Below are 18,391 nucleotides of genomic sequence, written 5' to 3'. Positions count from 1 at the left end.
TAAAAAGGGGCATTGAATACATTCAATGCCCCTTTTTTCAATCTAAAATTAAACTAATCCAAATATGGTTTTAAGGTGGTTATTGTATCGTCGGAATTATGTGTTATTTCTGCTAGTTTAACCGATCTCAAATGGGTTATTCCTTTTGATAAGCTAGAATCGTGGTAGAATAAATACCATTTGCCGGCTACTTCGCAAATAGAGTGGTGTGATGTCCATCCAACAACAGGCTCCAATATTTTGCCGGTATAAGTAAATGGCCCGTACGGGTTGTCTCCTATGGCATAGCAGATAAAATGTGTATCTCCGGTAGAATATGAAAAATAATATTTTCCGTTGTACTTGTGAAGCCATGAGGCTTCGAAAAATCGCCTATCGTTATCACCTTCTAGGAGTAGGTCTCCATTTTCATCTATGATTTCAATACCCTTGGGTTCCTCTGCGAAACCTAATAGATCATCGGTCATTTTAGCGACTATGGGCAATAGGGCTTCTTGGTTCGATAATGGGAGTTCATTCGCTTCATCGTAGATGTTATTTCGGTATTTTTGAAGCTGTCCGCCCCAAATCCCACCAAAATACATGTAATAACTGCCATCTTCATCCTCAAAAACGGCAGGATCAATACTGTAACTGCCTTCTATGGCCTTTGGTTCCGCTTTGAAGGGGCCTGTGGGGGAGTCAGATATGGCCACACCTATTTGGAACAGTCCTTTTTTGTTTCTTGCAGGGAAGAACAGATAGTATTTTCCGTCTTTATGGGCCGCGTCCGGTGCCCACATTTGTCTATCGGCCCAAGGAACGTCTCTAACATGTAGGGCTACTCCATTGTCTTTAGCTTCACTATTGACCGAATCCATTGAAATTACATGGTAGTCTTCCATTGCAAAATGATCACCGTTGTCATTAAAAGGGATACCGGCATCAATATCGTGTGATGGGTAAATATATATTTTTCCATCAAAAACATGGGCGGAAGGATCCGCTGTATACATATGTTGTACTAAAGGTTTTGAAATCGCCTTTTTATTAAGTTCTTCAAAATCTATATGTTCAATACTTTCTTCTGGCATACTTTTATTTCTTTTGAATTATTGGTTTCTTCTTTCGCGTAGATCGGATTCTATCCTTAGTTCCATTTTCTTGTTTATTTCATAAAAGGTCATAAGGCCGATAGCAATTAAAAAAGGAATGGCCGGATAAATACTGACCAACATTTTTATTCCATTTATGGTATGTTCTTCCTGACCTATAGCGGTGCTGTTCGGAATATAATCGTAAAGACTCAGTATCCATGCTAAAAGTGAACTTCCTATACTTAATCCGCCTTTTAGGCCAACCATCATTGCCGAAAATATGATAGCGGTTGCCCTTCTATTGTTCTTCCATTCGGAGTAATCGGCAACATCGGCGATCATGGTCCATAATATTGGGGTACATATGCCATAGAAGAATCCATGTAAAATTTGAGTCCCGAATATTAATCCAATGGATTTTGAAGGATAAAAGTAGAAAAGGATAATGAAAAGTGTTGAGATGAACAACGTGGTCGAAAAAACGGTTCTCTTACCGTATTTGTCGGCGAATCTTTTAGATAGCATAATACCTATCAAACCAAAGAGAATACCACCTCCGTTGAAGATGCCTAAACCAAAGGAAGTTTCGTTTTCGAAAGTCGGTAGATAAGGCCTTAATGGGTCTAAAAACAATTTTAATTGGGCATTGTCCACGTAGTTTTCAAAGTAATATACATATGCGCCACCTTTCAGGGCCAGGGTTACGAACACTAAGGTCGTGGTGACCAGCATAATGATCCAAGGCTTGTTTTTGAATAAATCGCTTAAATCTTCTTTTAAGCTGGATTTTTGTTCAATTTTTGGGATTACCCTTTCTTTAGTGGTAAAGAAGGTGATCAAGAGCATAACCGTACCGATTACGGCGAGGAACGTCATGACTTTTTCCATACCCATGGCTTTGTCACCTCCACCAGCTTTTAAGATAAGGTCGTACATAAATACCTGTACAAAGAACTGAGCAAACATAACGGCAACGAATCTATAGGCAGAAATGCTGTTTCGTTCTTTCATATTGCCGGTTATCACACCGCTTAATGCAGAGTACGGTAAATTGTTGGAAGCATAGAGTAGCAATAATAGGGTATATGTCACAACCGCATAAATTACCTTGCCTTGATAATCAAAATTTGGAGTGCTAAAGGCGAGTAAGGAAGCAATACCCAAAGGAATGGCGGTCCATAGTATCCACGGCCTGAATTTCCCCCATTTAGAGTTGGTTCTATCTGCCAAGGCACCAACAATCGGGTTAAAGGCAAATGCAGCGATTAAGCCTACCACTAGGGTTACCATGGCGGCATGTTCGGGTTTTAGCCCATAAATATCAGTATAAAAGTAAGATAGGTAGGTTACTAAGGTTTGAAATACCAAGTTGGCAGCAAGATCACCTAAGGAATACCCTATTTTTTCTTTAATCGATAATTTTTCATTACTCAAATCTTCCATTTAGTAGGTCGTATAAAATTTAAACAATTAGTTGTTTTTAGCACTGATAATATCCGTGTACACTTTCTTAGGTTGATAATTCCTATCAAAAAACAACGGATAGTTCGTACGGCCGTTTATAGGCCAATTATTAAGCCATGATTGTCCGTCTTGAACCCCCCAGAAGGTAACCCTGTTTATCTTGTCCTTGTGTTTAGTGAAAAGATTGAAAATGTCTTGGTATCGATTACTGAGTTGAAGTTTAACTGAATCCGGTAATCCGTTAGGATAAGGGTTCATTGTTGGGTCACCTTCAAATTCGTTGTAGTTCTGATTAACCGCAGCACCGTCCAAGTCCCATGGGTTTGGTAAAACCGTAACGTCCAATTCTGTGAACGAGACCTTTACCCCAAGTTCTGAAAAAGCAATAATGCTATTTTCAATATCCTCTATGGAAGGGCCTTCGAGACTCCAATGCGCCTGTATACCGACACCATCGATTTTAGCGCCCTTTTCCTGTAATTTTTTCACTAATCGAACAACCCCGTCCCTTTTTTCGGGTTTCCAAAGGTTATAGTCGTTGTATATAAGTTCTGCATCCGGATCGGTTTTGGCAGCTTCTTTAAAGGCCACTTCCAAGAAACTATCGCCCATTGTATTGGAAAAAACAGATTCCCTTAATGTTCCATCCTCATTCAAGGCTTCGTTGACAACGTCCCAGGCATCGATTTTCCCTTTATATCTACTAACAATAGTATTAATATGATTCTTTAGTAGAGTGGCCATTTCGAGGCTGTCTTTGATAGGGTTGACCCATTCGGCCAGCTGACTGTGCCATACCAAATTATGACCTACGATATACATCCCATTCTCCTGTCCGAGAGCAACGAATTTATCTGTAGTGTCAAAGAAATAAGAATCCTTTTCAGGATGAACATACATCCATTTCATTATATTTTCAGCGGTTATGGAATTGAACTCCTTTTCTAGGAGTTGAATGCCAAGAGAATCTGACCTGTCAATATGGCCATCGTTTATTGCGGCCCCTATTAAAAAGCTCCCTTTAAAATGATCCTTTAAAGAAATTTCGGATTTCGAATTATCTTTTTTAGTTTCCTTGTTCTTGGTTTGGCAAGCGCTGATGCCAAAAACGAAAACGATAAGTAATAAACGAATTTTATATGTCATGGTCATAATTGAAAATTATTTAGTTCGGCTCAATTAATTTATAGGAAAAACAAAGTGTAATGAACAGCTATTATTAGTAGTTGTTTTGAATTTCTAAAGGTATTTTTACTTACAATTAAAGGGTATTAGTATTGAAGCAAACTGTAAAACATTTGTTGCATTCTCCTTTTTTAAGGGCTTTTAGGACGATTTTGTGAAGGTGTTTTTCCCAAATGAGTAAGGAAGGAATAGAACTGGACTGTTCGTTTGTTATTTTAATCTGATATTCTGATTGAATATTGAATAACCGATTTTATGGATCTTTTGTTCCATTTTAAATATTTACCAAATTGTGGACTTGATATTAAAAAAAGAATCCTGATTTAAGTAAAACTTGGCAATCGGGCAACTTTGTATTTGGGATTGGTGAAATAACCTTATTTCGTTCGGGGAATACGGTTTTAAGTAGAAAGAAGGTGGGTAAATTACCGGAATAATAGAATCATCAAAACAAAAAAAGAACACTTCCCTTATTTATGAATGAAAAGGAAAGTGTTCTTATAGGTATAATATGTATTTATATCTATGCTTTTTTGGCAGTGAATTTACAAATCAAAAGATTTTGCATCTTCAAGAAACTTGGCCAATCCAGAGTCGGTCAAGGGGTGCTTTAATAGACCTTCAATGGAAGAAAGGGGACCGGTCATTACATCGGATCCTATTTTGGCACAATTGATCACATGCATCGTGTGCCTAATTGAGGCAGCTAAAATTTGGGTATTGAAATCGTAATTGTCATAAATCTGCCTTATTTCTTCAATAAGATTAAGTCCGTCAGTTGAAATATCGTCCAATCTTCCTAAGAAAGGGGATACATATGTGGCACCCGCCTTTGCCGCAAGCAATGCCTGGCCTGCTGAAAAAACCAAGGTAACGTTGGTTCTGATGCCTTTGTCTGCAAAGTATTTACACGCTTTGACACCATCGGCTATCATCGGTAATTTTACTACAATCTGTGGGTTTAGAGCGGCTAATTCCTCTCCCTCTTTTACCATTCCTTCGAAATCGGTCGCTATAACCTCGGCAGAAACGTCTCCATCTACACATTCGCAGATGGCTTCATAATGTTTTAATATGTTCGCTTTTCCGGTAATGCCCTCTTTGGCCATTAAAGATGGATTTGTTGTTACTCCATCCAAAACACCTAATGCTTGGGCTTCTTTAATTTGATCTAAGTTCGCGGTATCAATAAAAAATTTCATATTCTAGGTTTTTGATAATTGTTTTTAATGGTATAAAAAGGGTAATTTGTACTAGTGGTTAGGCTTGGTTTATGATTTAAGGGTACTAATCTTATTAATCTACCTATCAAATGTATGCTTAAGCGGCTTTATAGCTTATTTTTTAACACAATCAACCTGGTTAGGCGTTATTGCTCGGAATTGTGTTTGAATAAAATATTTATTGTAAATATCAGATATAGAGCAAGTTGAATTGATGTATTGTGTTTCGTTGTTTTTTCGAAAGGCCTTTCGTAAATTTTCGTTGTAAATGGACATTTATTTATTGAATTGATAAATTTGAGCCGCTAAAATTGTTATATACCAGTTTAATCTCATAAAAAACACGGATTTGGTTTGTTTTAAAATGTTTTCGCATTGCGTAACTATCAAAGGGCCGTTTTATTTTAAAAAAAAACTCTGAACCAAAGTGGCATTTTGTCCGTATTATATAGAGATTGGTAGATATTTTTTGAAGTAAAGGAGTAAAAAGGTAACTTTATTCTTCTAATTGTGATAGATTCCTCCAAATATGCCGTTCGATGTAATGCTTTAAATCACAAAATGTTATGAAGACAAATTCAAAATTTTGGATGCTTGTATTGGTTGTTGTGGTCATGGGCTTTGGTATAGGTATATACCTTCAAGATCTTAAACATCAAGAGAGTACCGAGGCCGCGTGGCAGGCAAATCGTTTCAATCTTGAGCGTTTCAATAAAATAAGAAATTATAATTTGAAGATGAATCCTTCGAACTGGAGGTATATGCGAGATAGCATAGAGCGACAATTCGATAGTCTTATGATTCTTAGGTTCAGAAAGGAAATGGATAGTTTAAAGGGGCAAAGTCAATAAAAGACGTAACCTTTTTTTCCATTCGAGACCGATTAACATATTTTCAAAAACGATAATCATTCTTAACAATGATGTTTCGGGAATAAAAAATTAGTCATACCTTAGCGCCCTGAAAATTCTTTGGGATATTAGCTCAGTTGGTTTAGAGCGCTGCCTTGACAGGGCAGAGGTCACTGGTTCGAATCCAGTATATCCCACTTCTTTCCGTTCCAAAACCAAAATAAATAGTTAAAGTAAGTCGAGCAGGCGTTCCAAGGCCATGCCCCTAGATCCTTTTATCAAGATTTTACCTGTAGTGGGCAACTCAATGTCCTTGAAATTCCGGGCAATGTCCTCAAAGTTTTTGAACTTCGTTACAGAACTATTTGTCTTTATGAAATTCTCACCCAATAAAACAACTTTTTGGATATTTAATTGGGCGGACAAATCAGCTATTTTCTGATGCTCATCAGGTGCAGAGGATCCCAGTTCGAACATATCACCCAAAAATGCTATTTTAGGCCCTCCTTCTAAATTACTGAAATTCTCCAACGCGACCTTCATACTCGAAGGATTGGCATTATAGGCATCGAGGATAATCTGTCTGCTATTTTTTTCAATAATCTGTGACCTGTTATTTTGTGGAACATAACTTTCGATGGCTTCCTTAATAAGGTTTGCAGGGACATTGAAATACTTGCCCATGAGTATCGCTGCACAGCAATTGGTAAAGTTATAACTTCCGATAAGGTTTGATTGTACGGTTGTATCTTCAAACTGCAAGGATACATAAGGGGAAGCTTTTATAAATTCAATCTTATAAAACTCTTTTTTACCCTGTGTAAAGCCATATTTTTTAATGTACGTCCCGGTTTTTTCCAGTTGAATGGGGTCGTCTGCATTTATAAAGATTATGGCTTTATGTTTGGTTAGGTACTCATAAAGTTCACTCTTTCCTTTTATTACACCTTCGACACCGCCAAATCCTTCTAAATGGGCCTTTCCGAAATTTGTGATATAACCATAATCGGGCTCGGCAAGGGAACAGAGGAACTCGATTTCCTTTAGATGGTTGGCTCCCATCTCAATAATGGCAATTTCGGTTTCCCGTTTTATCGACAATAGGGTAAGGGGCACCCCGATATGGTTGTTAAGGTTGCCAATGGTTGCAACGGTTTTGTATTTTTGGGAGAGTACAGCGTTTATAAGTTCTTTGGTAGTGGTCTTGCCATTGCTTCCTGTTAAGGCAATTATCTTCGCGTCGCATTGTTTTCTGTGGTAATTGGCCAACATTTGAAGTGTAGTCAAAACATCATCGACTACAAGGATATTTTGAACTCCAGCGTATTTATCTTCATCAACAACCGCATAAGAGGCCCCTTTTTTCAAGGCTGCCACGGCATAATCGTTACCATTGAAATTCTCGCCTTTCAGGGCGAAAAAAATACAGTTTTCCGTTATTTTGCGAGTGTCGGTACAAACAACGGGGAACTCTAAAAAGATTTGGTGCAATTTCGCTATACTCATAAATCAAAGATAAAAAAAAGCCCCGACCATATGGTCGAGGCTTTAATTATTACGTAGGTAAATTTATTTGGCTTTTTTGCCTCTTACCGTTTTGTTCTTTGTTTTGGATTTAGAACCAACCCTAGACATTGCACATCTGAATCCAATATAATCAGTTGACATATATTGTGGTAGGTATCTACGCTGTGCGGGATCTAGCCAATAGGCTCTGTCTTTCCAAGACCCTCCTTTATAAACCCTTACTTCATCATTGATCAAAGTGGTTCTGTTGTTGGAATGGTCATATTGTCTAATCAAGTTTCCTAATGAATCCCTTTCTACTTTATGTTTGGGAGAATCATACATTTTCTTGGCATCTGCCTGGTCTTCTTCATCAGAGAACCTGTCAAAGAACCTAGAAGAACTTGGTTCTCCATCCCTATAGCCCCTATTATCACTAGATGAGAAGTTTGTTCTTAAATATGTTTCTTCTTCATCAACAGGTACCATTTTAATTTCGCCTGGTAGGTTTACTGCAACAACTTTACCGTTAGGAAGGGTGTCGTAAACAACTGAATCTCTCAATATATTAACTTTACCGTCCTCGCCAATAGCTGTCTTTAAGTAAATGTTTCCTCTATAGTAGTTAAAGTCACTGATTTCGTCATCAACTATAGGTCTATAAACATCAGATACCCATTCGGCAACATTTCCAGCCATGTCATAAAGACCTAGATCGTTTGGTTTGTAAGACATTACCTGTGCAGTGATATCGGCACCGTCATCTGACCAACCTGCGATTCCGCCATAGTCACCTTTACCTTGTTTAAAGTTGGCTAATTGGTCTCCACGACCAACTCGTTGGCCATTTCTTGTGTAATCACCTTCCCAAGGATATTTTTTTCTACCTCTATAGTTATTGTATTCCCTAGAGCCAACTTGGGCCTGGGCAGCATATTCCCATTCGGTCTCGGTTGGTAATCTATATTCTGGCATTATTACACCACTACTTCTTTTTGCGAAAGTGCTGACACTGTCCTTTTTCATTTTCCCTTGTAGGGAATCTATTTGTCCGTTGTAAACTGATTCTGGTCTATTTAGATACGCTTCAGTACTGAACGTACCTGCAACTTCGCCCGTAGCAGCTTGGTATTTGGCATCTTTAGCCAAATAGCCTTCCCTTTCCAGCATTACTTCGTTTACTCGGTCTGTCCTCCACTCGGCAAACTGCGTAGCTTGTATCCAGTTAACACCAACTACCGGATATTCTGCATATGCAGGATGTCTTAAATAGTTGTTGGTCATGGTCTCGTTGAAGCCTAATCGGTTTCTCCATACCAAGGTGTCGGGTAAAGCCCCTTTGTAAATATTTGCGTATTTAGGATTTTCGGGAGGATAAACACTCTTTAAATAATCCAAGTATTCTAAGTACATTACGTTCGTGACTTCCGTTTCATCCATATAGAATGACTGAACGTGTTGTGAAGTAGGAGTGTTGTTCCAGTCGTGCATTACATCATCTTGCACTTTACCTTTGGTAAACGTTCCGCCTTCAACAAAAACAAGACCTGGAGCCGTTTCTTGCTCTTTAAAGTCAGTGTTATATTGGAAACCACCTTCTTTAGCATTGATTTTCCAACCTGTAGCTCTTGATACATTTTTGGAAGATGAGGTTTTTTTGCTACAACTTGTAACACTGCAACCTCCCGCTATTACTGCACAAGAAAGTACAATTTTGATAAACTGTTTTTTCATAATTAGGACTTGAGTTCAAATATTTAAACTACCTTTTACGTAGTTTGAAATTCTTATTCTGATTAATTTGGTGTCACTTTCGGCATATTAAACGATGTTTTGGCCATAATATTTTATTGCTAAAAAAATTTTATGTGTTTGCCATTTTAATTGATGCCAAAAAGCGTTTCTTTAAAATTGATAACGGCGTATTTGCCATTATAGTATGGATCAGAACAATTCTTTTGTCCTATTTGTTTTTGTTACTAAAGGATAGTCGATGAAAATATGAATGTAGATTTAGAAAGAAAAAAGAGGTAAGGGTACTTATAACCTTTTTAATATTTTCGATAAACGGTATAAGATATTTTTAAAAAGCCCGTTTACCATACAATAAGCCTAAATTCTTTTCGGAGAATTACTAATACATTAAATCTAATGAAAATAAGACCAATACCGATGAAGAAGATTCCATTTTTGCTATTATTGGCCTTTGTTGCGAAAATGTCGGCCCAAGATGATAGGGTTATTACCACGGCAGTACCCTTTTTGACCATTGCGGCTGATGCTAGGTCCGCCGGTATGGGGGATATGGGGGTTGCAACCTCGACCGATGCATTTTCACAACAATGGAATCCTGCCAAATTTGCTTTCGCGGAACGAAAAATGGGTATTGGGGTTAGTTACACCCCTTATTTAGAAAGTTTAATTACCGATATATCATTATTGAACGCTAGTTTTTACAATAAATTAGACGAGCGTAGTGCGTTTGCCCTTAGTCTAAGGTATTTCACTTTGGGTGAAATAGAACTTCGGCAGTTCGCCAATGACCCTGGTACATTGGCCAAGCCCAATGAATTGGCATTTGATGGGTCGTATTCTTTAAAGCTTAGCCCTACCTTTTCCATGGCCGTAGGGGGTAGGTTTATACGATCAAATTTAAAATTGCCACAAAATGGCAGTGAGGATTCTCAGGCGGCAAGTTCGTTCGCGGTAGATATCGCGGGGTATTACCGTTCTAGGGAAATCGCATATGACAATTTCGATGGAAGATGGAGGGCCGGATTCAATATATCTAACCTCGGAGGAAAAATGACCTATGATGAAGGTGGGCAGGAAAACTTTTTGCCGACCAATCTGTCGTTCGGAGCCGGATTCGATTTTATTCTTGATCAAGATAATGTGATAGGGATTACTTCGGAATTAAATAAACTTTTAGTGCCGACCCCTCAAGATTTCGACGAAGATGGGGATATAGACTCTGAAGACAATGATGAGTACCAACAGGTAGGATTTCTTAGTGGGGTTTTTAAATCTTTCGGTGATGCACCCGATGGTTTCGGTGAAGAATTAAAAGAGTTTACTTGGGCCTTAGGAGCCGAATATACCTATCAAGATGCCTTTATGCTCCGAACGGGGTATTTCAATGAAAGTGAGGATAAGGGCTCTAGAAAGTTTTTCACCATGGGGCCGGATTCAAATTCAAGGCCGCACAGATTGATCTTTCTTATCTATTCTCCACATCCCAAGTTAAGAACCCTTTAGAAAATACACTCCGCTTTTCCTTGACTTTCAGTTTAGGGGAAGAGTTTTATAATGATTAAACAAAATTAAAAATGAAAAATAAACCTGCCATTGTGCAGGTTTTGTTATTTTAGACGATTACATATGGTCTTTAGCTATGAAAAAACAAACGATTTCCTTTGAATACCAAGTTTATGGGTCTGTAGAGGAATTAGGTTCACAAGATCAAGAATTGATGCAAGCTGCCATAAAGGCAAGAAAAGATGCTTATGCACCCTATTCCAATTTTTTGGTGGGGGCAGCCGTGTTACTCGAAAATGGGGAAGTGGTTATCGGTAGTAATCAGGAAAATGCGTCCTATCCTTCGGGTCTATGTGCGGAACGGGTTGCCGTTTTCCATGCCGGGGCAAAATTTCCCGGTGTCGTCATAAAGGCAATTGCGATAACCGCAATGTCCAAAAATCACTTGGTAGATACTCCGGCCGCTCCTTGTGGCAATTGTAGGCAGGCCATTTCAGAGTATGAGTTTAGGCAGAAAGCGCCTATTCCCATTCTTATGATGGGAGAAAAAGGGGAGGTGATTAAATGTAAGTCTCTCGCAGATATTCTTCCGTTAGGATTCAATAACACCTATTTATAGGAGGCGAGTATTAAAATGAGTGGTTTCAAATATCATTAAATGTGTCGGTTTTGTTATTCTTTGGATTAACGCTATATTTTTTGTGAGAAGCTTTTATCTTTATTTTTTTACTGATTGATTAATATGTGTATTTTTGTTCCGCTGTTTTTCGGAGCTTTAAAGTCCGATTTTAGTGGCTTCATGAAGAAATAAATTTTAATTAAACAACGATTAATGGAAAAAATCACCAAAGAAACCTATCTGAAGTGGTACGAGGATATGTTATTCTGGAGGAAGTTCGAAGACAAATTGGCTGCGGTTTATATACAGCAAAAAGTTAGGGGATTCCTTCATTTGTATAATGGTCAGGAAGCCGTTTTGGCAGGGGCATTACATGCCATGGATCTTACAAAAGATAGAATGATAACCGCATACAGGAACCACGTTCAGCCTATAGGTATGGGAGTGGATCCGAAAAATGTGATGGCCGAACTATATGGTAAGGTCACAGGTACCTCTAAAGGTATGGGGGGTTCTATGCATATTTTCTCTAAAGAACACCGTTTTTATGGTGGTCACGGTATCGTTGGGGGGCAAATTCCTTTGGGTGCCGGTTTGGCATTTGCCGATAAGTATTTTAAAAGGGATTCTGTAACCTTGTGTTATATGGGTGATGGTGCCGTTCGTCAAGGTTCCCTTCACGAAAGTTTCAACTTAGCCATGCTTTGGCAATTACCAGTGGTTTTCGTTTGTGAGAACAATGGTTATGCAATGGGAACATCGGTAGCACGAACATCACATTCCACTGATATCTGGAAATTGGGATTGGGCTACGAAATGCCATGTGGTCCTGTCGATGGTATGGATCCTGTGACCGTAGCCAAAGAAATGAGTAAGGCTATCGAACGTGCCAGAAGTGGTGGTGGTCCAACTTTCTTGGAAATGAAAACGTATCGTTATAGAGGTCATTCCATGTCAGATGCGCAACACTACAGAACCAAGGATGAGGTGGAAGAGTATAAGAAAATCGATCCAATAACACAGGTGAAAGAAGTGATTTTGGATAAGAAATATGCATCTGAAGATGAAATAAAGGAAATAGATGGTCGGGTTAAAAAACGGGTTTCCGAGTGTGAGAAATTCGCTGAGGAATCTGATTATCCTCCAATAAATCAATTATATGATGTAGTCTATGATCAAGAAGACTACCCATTTGTACAACATAAATAATAATTAGATGGCAGAAGTGATTAATATGCCGCGTTTGAGCGATACCATGGAAGAAGGTACCGTGGCAAAATGGCTTAAACAAGTTGGAGACAAGGTTGAAGAGGGAGATATTTTGGCCGAGATTGAAACTGATAAGGCAACGATGGAATTTGAGTCCTTTCATGAAGGTACTTTGTTGCATATAGGCATTCCTGAAGGAGAAGGTGCGCCGGTAGACTCACTTTTGGCCATTGTAGGTGAAGAGGGTGAGGATATTTCAGGATTGTTGAATGGTGGTACTGTAACAAGTGATGCCACATCCGAACCAGTAGAAGAGGCAGCAACTGAAGGCCCTGCCCCAAGCAATACGGGTATGGCAGAGATTCCAGAAGGTGTTGAAATCGTGAAAATGCCGCGTTTGAGCGATACCATGGAGGAAGGTACCGTTGCTTCTTGGTTAAAGAAAGTTGGTGATACTGTCGAAGAAGGGGATATCCTTGCCGAGATAGAAACTGACAAGGCCACTATGGAATTCGAGTCTTTTTATTCCGGGACTTTATTATATATAGGTATCCAAGAGGGAGAGTCATCACCAGTAGATGCTGTTTTGGCCGTTATAGGACCAGAAGGCACAGATGTTGATGCTGTTTTGAATGCAGGTTCGACTGCAGGTAAAGCCCAAGAAGCTTCCCCAGAACCGGTTAAGGAAGAAAAGGTTGCCGCAACCACTCAGGAAGCTGCTAGTACAACAAGTAATGATGGTCAGCGAATCTTCGCTTCTCCATTGGCCAAGAAAATCGCCAAGGAAAAAGGAATTTCCTTGAATGAAGTCAAAGGTTCCGGAGAACACGGTAGGATAGTTAAGAAAGATATAGAGAATTTCGTACCCGCCCAAAAAGCAGCTCAACCAGCCTCAACTGCATCGGCAGTTGCTTCCAGTGCCCCTGTAGCACCGGTTAATTTGCCTGTAGGAGAGGAAAGTTCTGAAGAAACGAAAAATTCGCAAATGCGTAAGACTATTGCGAAAAGACTATCAGAATCCAAATTCACTGCTCCCCATTATTATTTGGGTATAGAAGTAGATATGGATAATGCGATCGCTTCACGAGTTCAGATTAACAGTTTGCCTGATATTAAGGTGTCGTTTAACGATATGGTCGTTAAGGCTTGTGCGATGGCTCTTAAAAAACATCCGCAAGTTAATACATCTTGGAAAGGCGATACAACGAAATATAACCACCATATTCATGTTGGTGTTGCCGTTGCCGTTGAAGACGGATTGGTAGTGCCAGTGCTTAAGTTCACCGATCAAATGAGCCTAACTCAAATAGGAGCATCGGTAAAAGACTTGGCAGGTAGGGCCAAAAACAAAAAATTGACCCCTGCAGAAATGGACGGTAGTACCTTTACGGTTTCCAATTTGGGTATGTTCGGTATTCAAGAATTCACGTCTATTATCAATCAACCTAATTCGGCTATTTTATCCGTAGGGGCGATCATAGAAAAACCTGTGGTAAAAAATGGTCAGATAGTTGTTGGTAATACCATGAAACTTTCTTTGGCTTGTGATCATAGAACGGTTGATGGTGCAACAGGAGCACAATTTTTACAGACACTAAGGGCTTATTTGGAAAACCCTGTAACCATGCTGGCATAAGTTTGTCGGTAAAATATTATTGAATTAAAGCATCCGCCTATGGCGGATGTTTTTTTATCTTTAAATCGTAATCCGAACTCCATGAAAAAAATCATTCAATCCGTTTTATTGTTATTACTACTTGGTTGTGGTGCAACTCAATCAAAATCTACTGATTATCCAGGTGTTCCGGGTGGCCCTGAGGGGTTAAAAGGTAGTACGGTTTCTAATGAGGAGGTTGATGCTAAGGTAGTTGGTTCTTTAAACGGGACTTTAGGTTATGGGTTTACCAAGAGTGACAAAGTTGCCCAACTTATGGGTTTTTTGGCTTCTGATGATTTAAACGGAAGGGATACGGGAAGTCCGGGCATAGAAAAGGCCGCCCAATATATTGAAGATATTTTGGAGGAGAATAAGATTCGTCCATATTTTAAAACCTATAAGGATACACTTACTGACTTTGGAAAGCCAGCTTATAATATTGTTGGAGTTTTAGAAGGTACCGATCCTGAGTTGAAGAATGAATTTGTTTTGATAGGGGCCCATTATGATCATATTGGGACCAAAAGACCGGTTAACGGTGATGCCATTGCCAATGGGGCCAATGATAATGCTTCAGGGACAACCGTAGTATTGGAGCTACTTCGATATTTCGGAATGACCCATGCTAATAAACGAAGTTTGGTTTTTGCTTTTTTCACAGCAGAGGAAAAAGGTTTGCTCGGTTCCAAACATTTGGCCAAACGACTAAAAGAAGAAGAATTCAATCTATATACTATGTTGAATTTTGAAATGGTCGGTGTGCCGATGATAGCTAAGGATTATGATGCTTATTTGACAGGGTTCGGAGAGTCTAATTTGGCAGACATCTGTAATGGGTATGCTACGGAAAAGCTTGTTGGGTTCCTTCCTTCTGCAAAAGAATTCAATTTGTTCATGCGTTCTGATAATTTTCCGTTTCACCAAGAATTCAATGTACCGTCCCAAACATTCTCGACTTTTGATTTCACCAATTTTGATCACTATCATAAAGTAGGGGATGAAGTTTCAGAAATGGATTTTGAGCATATGGCCAAACTAATAAATTCATTCATACCCGTCATAACAGGGATAACCAATTCAGAAGTTCAAGAAATCAAGTACAATTAATGGCAAATATAATCATAACAGGTACCAGTCGTGGAATAGGTTTTGAGTTGGCGAAGCTCTTCGCCAAGGAGGGTCACAAGGTTTTGGCCTTATCACGGAATACTGAAACTTTAGATTCTTTGAAGATTGTTAATATAAAGACCATTCCTTTTGATATCACTAAAAAAGATGATTTGGAAAAGGTTGGTGCCTATTTGGATGAGCACTGGGAAACGGTTGATGTATTGATCAATAATGCAGGTCGGTTATTGAACAAACCATTTTTGGAGATAGAACCGCAGGAATTCGAGGCTGTATATAAGGTTAATGTTTTTGGTGTTGCCAACCTTACGAAATTGGTAGTTCCTAAAATGTCGGAAAAGGGTCATGTTGTTACTATAAGTTCTATGGGTGGGGTTCAAGGGAGTATGAAATTTCCGGGATTATCCGCTTATAGTTCTAGTAAAGGGGCCGTGATTACGTTGACCGAGCTTTGGGCCGAGGAGTTCAAGGAAACAGGTCCGTCATTCAATGTTTTGGCATTGGGGGCTGTTCAGACCGAAATGTTGGAAGAAGCTTTTCCAGGTTATCAAGCACCTATTACTGCCTTTGAAATGGCAAATTATATAAAGGATTTTGCCCTTAAAGGACATCAAATGTTCAATGGCAAATTACTACAGGTAAGTAATAGTACACCATAGTTTAATAGCAGGGTTCCTACGAAAAAACAGCTATTTGGAAAAGTTACGATAATGGCAGGGACCTTTCGTTAAAGCGACTAAATTCCCTACCGGGATTGTTTGTTCTTCTTTTTAGTGGTATCGAGCCCAAAGGGACCATAAATAGGGCAAAAACTAATGCAGCTGGTGAACATGAAAATACCGGCTATTGCTAAAAATACCAGCCCTTCGGATTGCGGTAAATTGTTTGTAAAGTAAAGCCCTGTAATAATCATCGCTAAAACGAGCCGTACCATTCTATCGGAAAGCCCCATGTTTTTTATCATTGTTCTAAGAATTAGTGGTTGACAGGTTGTGTAGGATTAAAATTACATCAAAATAACGAAAAAACAAAATGAAAACGTTGATGTTCAGCTAATTGAACCATACGGCATACCGTTGTCTTCGTAATTCCAAAGCAAGGGTTTCTTCCATTTTAAGGGCTTCGGCACGGGAATATAAAGGAGCAATATGGTTATAAAGACTAGGTCTAAGGTACATGCCGTATTTTTCGACGATTCTGGAAGATAGTTTATGTCCTTTTTTATTTACGAACCCATTTTTATGCTGGTCGAAACGCTCTTTGGGAGATTTACTGCTCATACCAACATAAAGGCATTGAAGCACACCATTGAATTGCGGGTTGGCCGCCCTGAACTTGTAATTATCCGTAAAAACCCTTTTAGATAGTTCAATAACATAAACTCGGTAAACGGTTTTAGGCATCTTCTTGTCTATTCAATGGGTGATAACTCACTTTTAAAGACCAAATTAGTATATTTTGGATTAATTTTTGGAGAATCTGGACAGTTAATAAATATGGATTCCTAAAAATCCTATTTTTGTCCAGATGGATGGCATTCTTCTAAAATATTTACCGGAAAGGGCTGTTGAACCCTGTTTACAACTTATAAAATCTACGGGCGTAAATTTAAAAATAGTTAATAAGCGGGTTACACGACATGGCGATTATCGCCGATTGCCGAATGGGATGCACCAAATTACCATCAATGCGACGTTGAACAAGTATCGTTTTTTAATAACCTTAGTTCATGAAATTGCCCATTTGGCGGCATTTGAAAAATATGGTAGACATATAAAGCCCCATGGGTTGGAATGGAAGAAGACTTTTCAATACCTCATGTTACCCTTTATAAGACCGGAAATTTTCCCTTCAAAACTTCTTCCGGTCCTTGCCAAACATTTTAAAAATCCTAAGGCGAGCAGTGATACCGATGCTGTATTATCGCTTGCTTTAAAACAATATGATTCACAACATCTTGATAAAACCTACGTTTTCGAATTACCTTTAGGAAGTGTATTTCGTATATATAATGGTAAACTATTTAAAAAAGGGAATAAACGTATAAAACGTTACGAATGTGTAGAACTATCTTCGGGTAAACTATATTTGTTTCAACCGAATGCCGAAGTGGAATTAATAAAAGATTAAAAAAATGAATAAAAATTATTATGCAGTCTTAATGGCCGGAGGGGTAGGTTCCCGTTTTTGGCCGATCAGTACAACAGAAAACCCAAAGCAGTTCCACGATATGTTAGGTGCTGGGCAAAGCCTGATCCAGAAGACTTTTCAACGTCTGAACAAATTCGTGCCTACCGAGAATATATTGATCCTTACCAATGAGCGTTATAATGATTTGGTCTTGGAGCAATTACCTTTGGTTAAGCAAGAACAGGTTGTTTTGGAACCTGCAATGCGTAATACGGCACCATGTATTCTGTATGCAGCATTGAAAATCCAGAAAATGAATCCCAATGGTGTTATGATCGTAGCTCCAAGTGACCACTGGATCGAAGATGAGAATGCTTTTGCAAGTGATGTCATTGAGTGTTTTGATAAGTGTGAAAAAGAAGAGGTTTTATGTACCTTGGGTATTGTACCCACATTTCCCAATACAGGTTTTGGCTATATTGAATTCGAGAAAGAGAACGATTCAACGTTGAAGAAAGTCAACCAATTTAGGGAAAAGCCAGATTATGAAACCGCTAAGGAGTTTGTGGCCCAAGGCAATTTTCTTTGGAATGCCGGAATCTTTATGTGGAGTGTAAATACTATAGTCAAAGCTTTTAAGAATTATCAACCTTCCCAATACGAGTTGTTTTGTTCCGGTATGGATGATTATAATACCTCCAGTGAAAGTAAATTCATTAAGGAGAACTACCCTAAGGCAGAAAATATTTCGATAGATTATGCTATCTTAGAACAATCCAAATCCATTTATGTGCGTCCGGCCACCTTTGATTGGAACGATCTGGGAACTTGGGGGTCCTTGTACGATAAATTGGAAAAGGATTCGGATAACAATGCGGTGGTCAATAGCAAGGTTTTGAGTCAAGATGCCCATGGCAACATGATCAGATCCCCAAAAGGCAAAATCGTGGTTGTTGACAGCCTCGAGGATTATATCATTGTAGACAAGGAAGAAGTGCTTTTGATTTACCCAAAATCCAAAGAACAGGATATAAAACAAGTGTTGGCCAAGGTAAAAGACAAGTATGGTGATAAGTACGCTTAAA

General features: G+C 38.9%; 16 protein-coding genes, 1 tRNA gene and 1 pseudogene. 10 read left to right on the top strand and 8 right to left on the bottom strand.

What is annotated here, in order from left to right; translation table 11 throughout:
* Window positions 1–53: 53 nt before the first annotated feature.
* The 4 genes from GJ691_RS17060 to fsa all read right to left on the bottom strand — a co-directional run bounded on the left by GJ691_RS17060 (window position 54) and on the right by fsa (window position 4,927).
* The gene (locus tag GJ691_RS17060) at window positions 54–1,073 is read right to left on the bottom strand and encodes a glycoside hydrolase family 43 protein (RefSeq protein WP_154369093.1); all 1,020 of its coding nucleotides are present in this window, start codon (window positions 1,071–1,073) and stop codon (window positions 54–56) included.
* 18 nt (window positions 1,074–1,091) lie between these two features.
* A complete protein-coding gene (locus tag GJ691_RS17055; protein ID WP_154369091.1) occupies window positions 1,092–2,519 on the bottom strand; it encodes an MFS transporter in 1,428 nt (475 codons plus the stop codon).
* Window positions 2,520–2,546: 27 nt separating this feature from the next.
* A complete protein-coding gene (locus tag GJ691_RS17050) occupies window positions 2,547–3,692 on the bottom strand; it encodes an endo-1,4-beta-xylanase (RefSeq protein ID WP_154369089.1) in 1,146 nt (381 codons plus the stop codon).
* A gap of 578 nt (window positions 3,693–4,270) precedes the next feature.
* The gene (gene fsa / locus GJ691_RS17045; protein WP_154369087.1) at window positions 4,271–4,927 is read right to left on the bottom strand and encodes a fructose-6-phosphate aldolase; all 657 of its coding nucleotides are present in this window, start codon (window positions 4,925–4,927) and stop codon (window positions 4,271–4,273) included.
* A 587-nt stretch (window positions 4,928–5,514) separates the two neighbouring features.
* Here fsa and GJ691_RS17040 point away from each other — a divergent pair.
* Together GJ691_RS17040 and GJ691_RS17035 are read left to right on the top strand one after the other, a co-directional pair.
* Window positions 5,515–5,799, top strand: a complete 285-nt coding sequence (locus GJ691_RS17040; RefSeq protein ID WP_246200214.1) for a hypothetical protein — start codon at window positions 5,515–5,517, stop codon at window positions 5,797–5,799.
* Window positions 5,800–5,921: 122 nt separating this feature from the next.
* Window positions 5,922–5,996: transfer RNA gene (locus tag GJ691_RS17035), tRNA-Val, on the top strand.
* A 31-nt stretch (window positions 5,997–6,027) separates the two neighbouring features.
* Here the strand turns inward: GJ691_RS17035 and GJ691_RS17030 are convergent.
* Window positions 6,028–7,305: a UDP-N-acetylmuramoyl-tripeptide--D-alanyl-D-alanine ligase gene (locus tag GJ691_RS17030; protein WP_154369085.1), complete on the bottom strand. Its 1,278-nt coding sequence runs from the start codon at window positions 7,303–7,305 to the stop codon at window positions 6,028–6,030.
* 63 nt (window positions 7,306–7,368) lie between these two features.
* Window positions 7,369–9,039, bottom strand: coding sequence for a gliding motility lipoprotein GldJ (gldJ, locus tag GJ691_RS17025; RefSeq protein ID WP_154369083.1), 1,671 nt, complete (start codon window positions 9,037–9,039; stop codon window positions 7,369–7,371).
* Window positions 9,040–9,477: 438 nt separating this feature from the next.
* Here gldJ and porV point away from each other — a divergent pair.
* From porV to GJ691_RS16995, 6 genes and pseudogenes are all read left to right on the top strand, one after another.
* Window positions 9,478–10,622, top strand: a pseudogene (gene porV / locus GJ691_RS17020) (type IX secretion system outer membrane channel protein PorV).
* A 77-nt stretch (window positions 10,623–10,699) separates the two neighbouring features.
* Window positions 10,700–11,182 (top strand): cytidine deaminase, encoded by a 483-nt coding sequence (cdd, locus tag GJ691_RS17015; protein WP_154369081.1) that lies wholly within the window; start codon window positions 10,700–10,702, stop codon window positions 11,180–11,182.
* 213 nt (window positions 11,183–11,395) lie between these two features.
* On the top strand, window positions 11,396–12,391 hold the full coding sequence (gene pdhA / locus GJ691_RS17010; RefSeq protein WP_154369079.1) for a pyruvate dehydrogenase (acetyl-transferring) E1 component subunit alpha: 996 nt from the start codon (window positions 11,396–11,398) through the stop codon (window positions 12,389–12,391).
* 7 nt (window positions 12,392–12,398) lie between these two features.
* Window positions 12,399–14,027: a pyruvate dehydrogenase complex dihydrolipoamide acetyltransferase gene (locus tag GJ691_RS17005; protein ID WP_154369077.1), complete on the top strand. Its 1,629-nt coding sequence runs from the start codon at window positions 12,399–12,401 to the stop codon at window positions 14,025–14,027.
* Between the two features lie 81 nt (window positions 14,028–14,108).
* Window positions 14,109–15,155 carry a M28 family metallopeptidase gene (locus GJ691_RS17000; protein ID WP_154369075.1) on the top strand — a complete coding sequence of 349 codons (1,047 nt, stop codon included), beginning with the start codon at window positions 14,109–14,111 and terminating at the stop codon, window positions 15,153–15,155.
* Entirely contained in the window at window positions 15,155–15,835 is a 681-nt protein-coding gene (locus GJ691_RS16995; protein ID WP_154369073.1) for an SDR family NAD(P)-dependent oxidoreductase, read from the top strand. Before GJ691_RS17000 ends, GJ691_RS16995 begins: the two co-directional genes overlap by 1 nt.
* A gap of 86 nt (window positions 15,836–15,921) precedes the next feature.
* On the opposite strand, the gene GJ691_RS16990 is transcribed toward GJ691_RS16995, so the two are convergent.
* On the bottom strand, window positions 15,922–16,128 hold the full coding sequence (locus GJ691_RS16990; protein ID WP_281351275.1) for a YgaP family membrane protein: 207 nt from the start codon (window positions 16,126–16,128) through the stop codon (window positions 15,922–15,924).
* 100 nt (window positions 16,129–16,228) lie between these two features.
* Window positions 16,229–16,579: a ribose-5-phosphate isomerase gene (locus GJ691_RS16985; protein ID WP_154369069.1), complete on the bottom strand. Its 351-nt coding sequence runs from the start codon at window positions 16,577–16,579 to the stop codon at window positions 16,229–16,231.
* 124 nt (window positions 16,580–16,703) lie between these two features.
* Between GJ691_RS16985 and GJ691_RS16980 the strand changes: the two genes are divergently transcribed.
* Both GJ691_RS16980 and GJ691_RS16975 read left to right on the top strand, forming a co-directional pair.
* Entirely contained in the window at window positions 16,704–17,306 is a 603-nt protein-coding gene (locus tag GJ691_RS16980; protein ID WP_154369068.1) for a SprT-like domain-containing protein, read from the top strand.
* 4 nt (window positions 17,307–17,310) lie between these two features.
* Window positions 17,311–18,390, top strand: a complete 1,080-nt coding sequence (locus GJ691_RS16975; RefSeq protein ID WP_154369066.1) for a mannose-1-phosphate guanylyltransferase — start codon at window positions 17,311–17,313, stop codon at window positions 18,388–18,390.
* Window position 18,391 lies beyond the last annotated feature (1 nt).

Origin of the sequence: Maribacter luteus, from assembly GCF_009674825.1 — a bacterium.
Lineage (GTDB): Bacteria > Bacteroidota > Bacteroidia > Flavobacteriales > Flavobacteriaceae > Maribacter_A > Maribacter_A luteus.
Note: the sequence above shows the minus strand (reverse complement) of the source record. Positions and strands in the feature narration are given on the sequence as shown.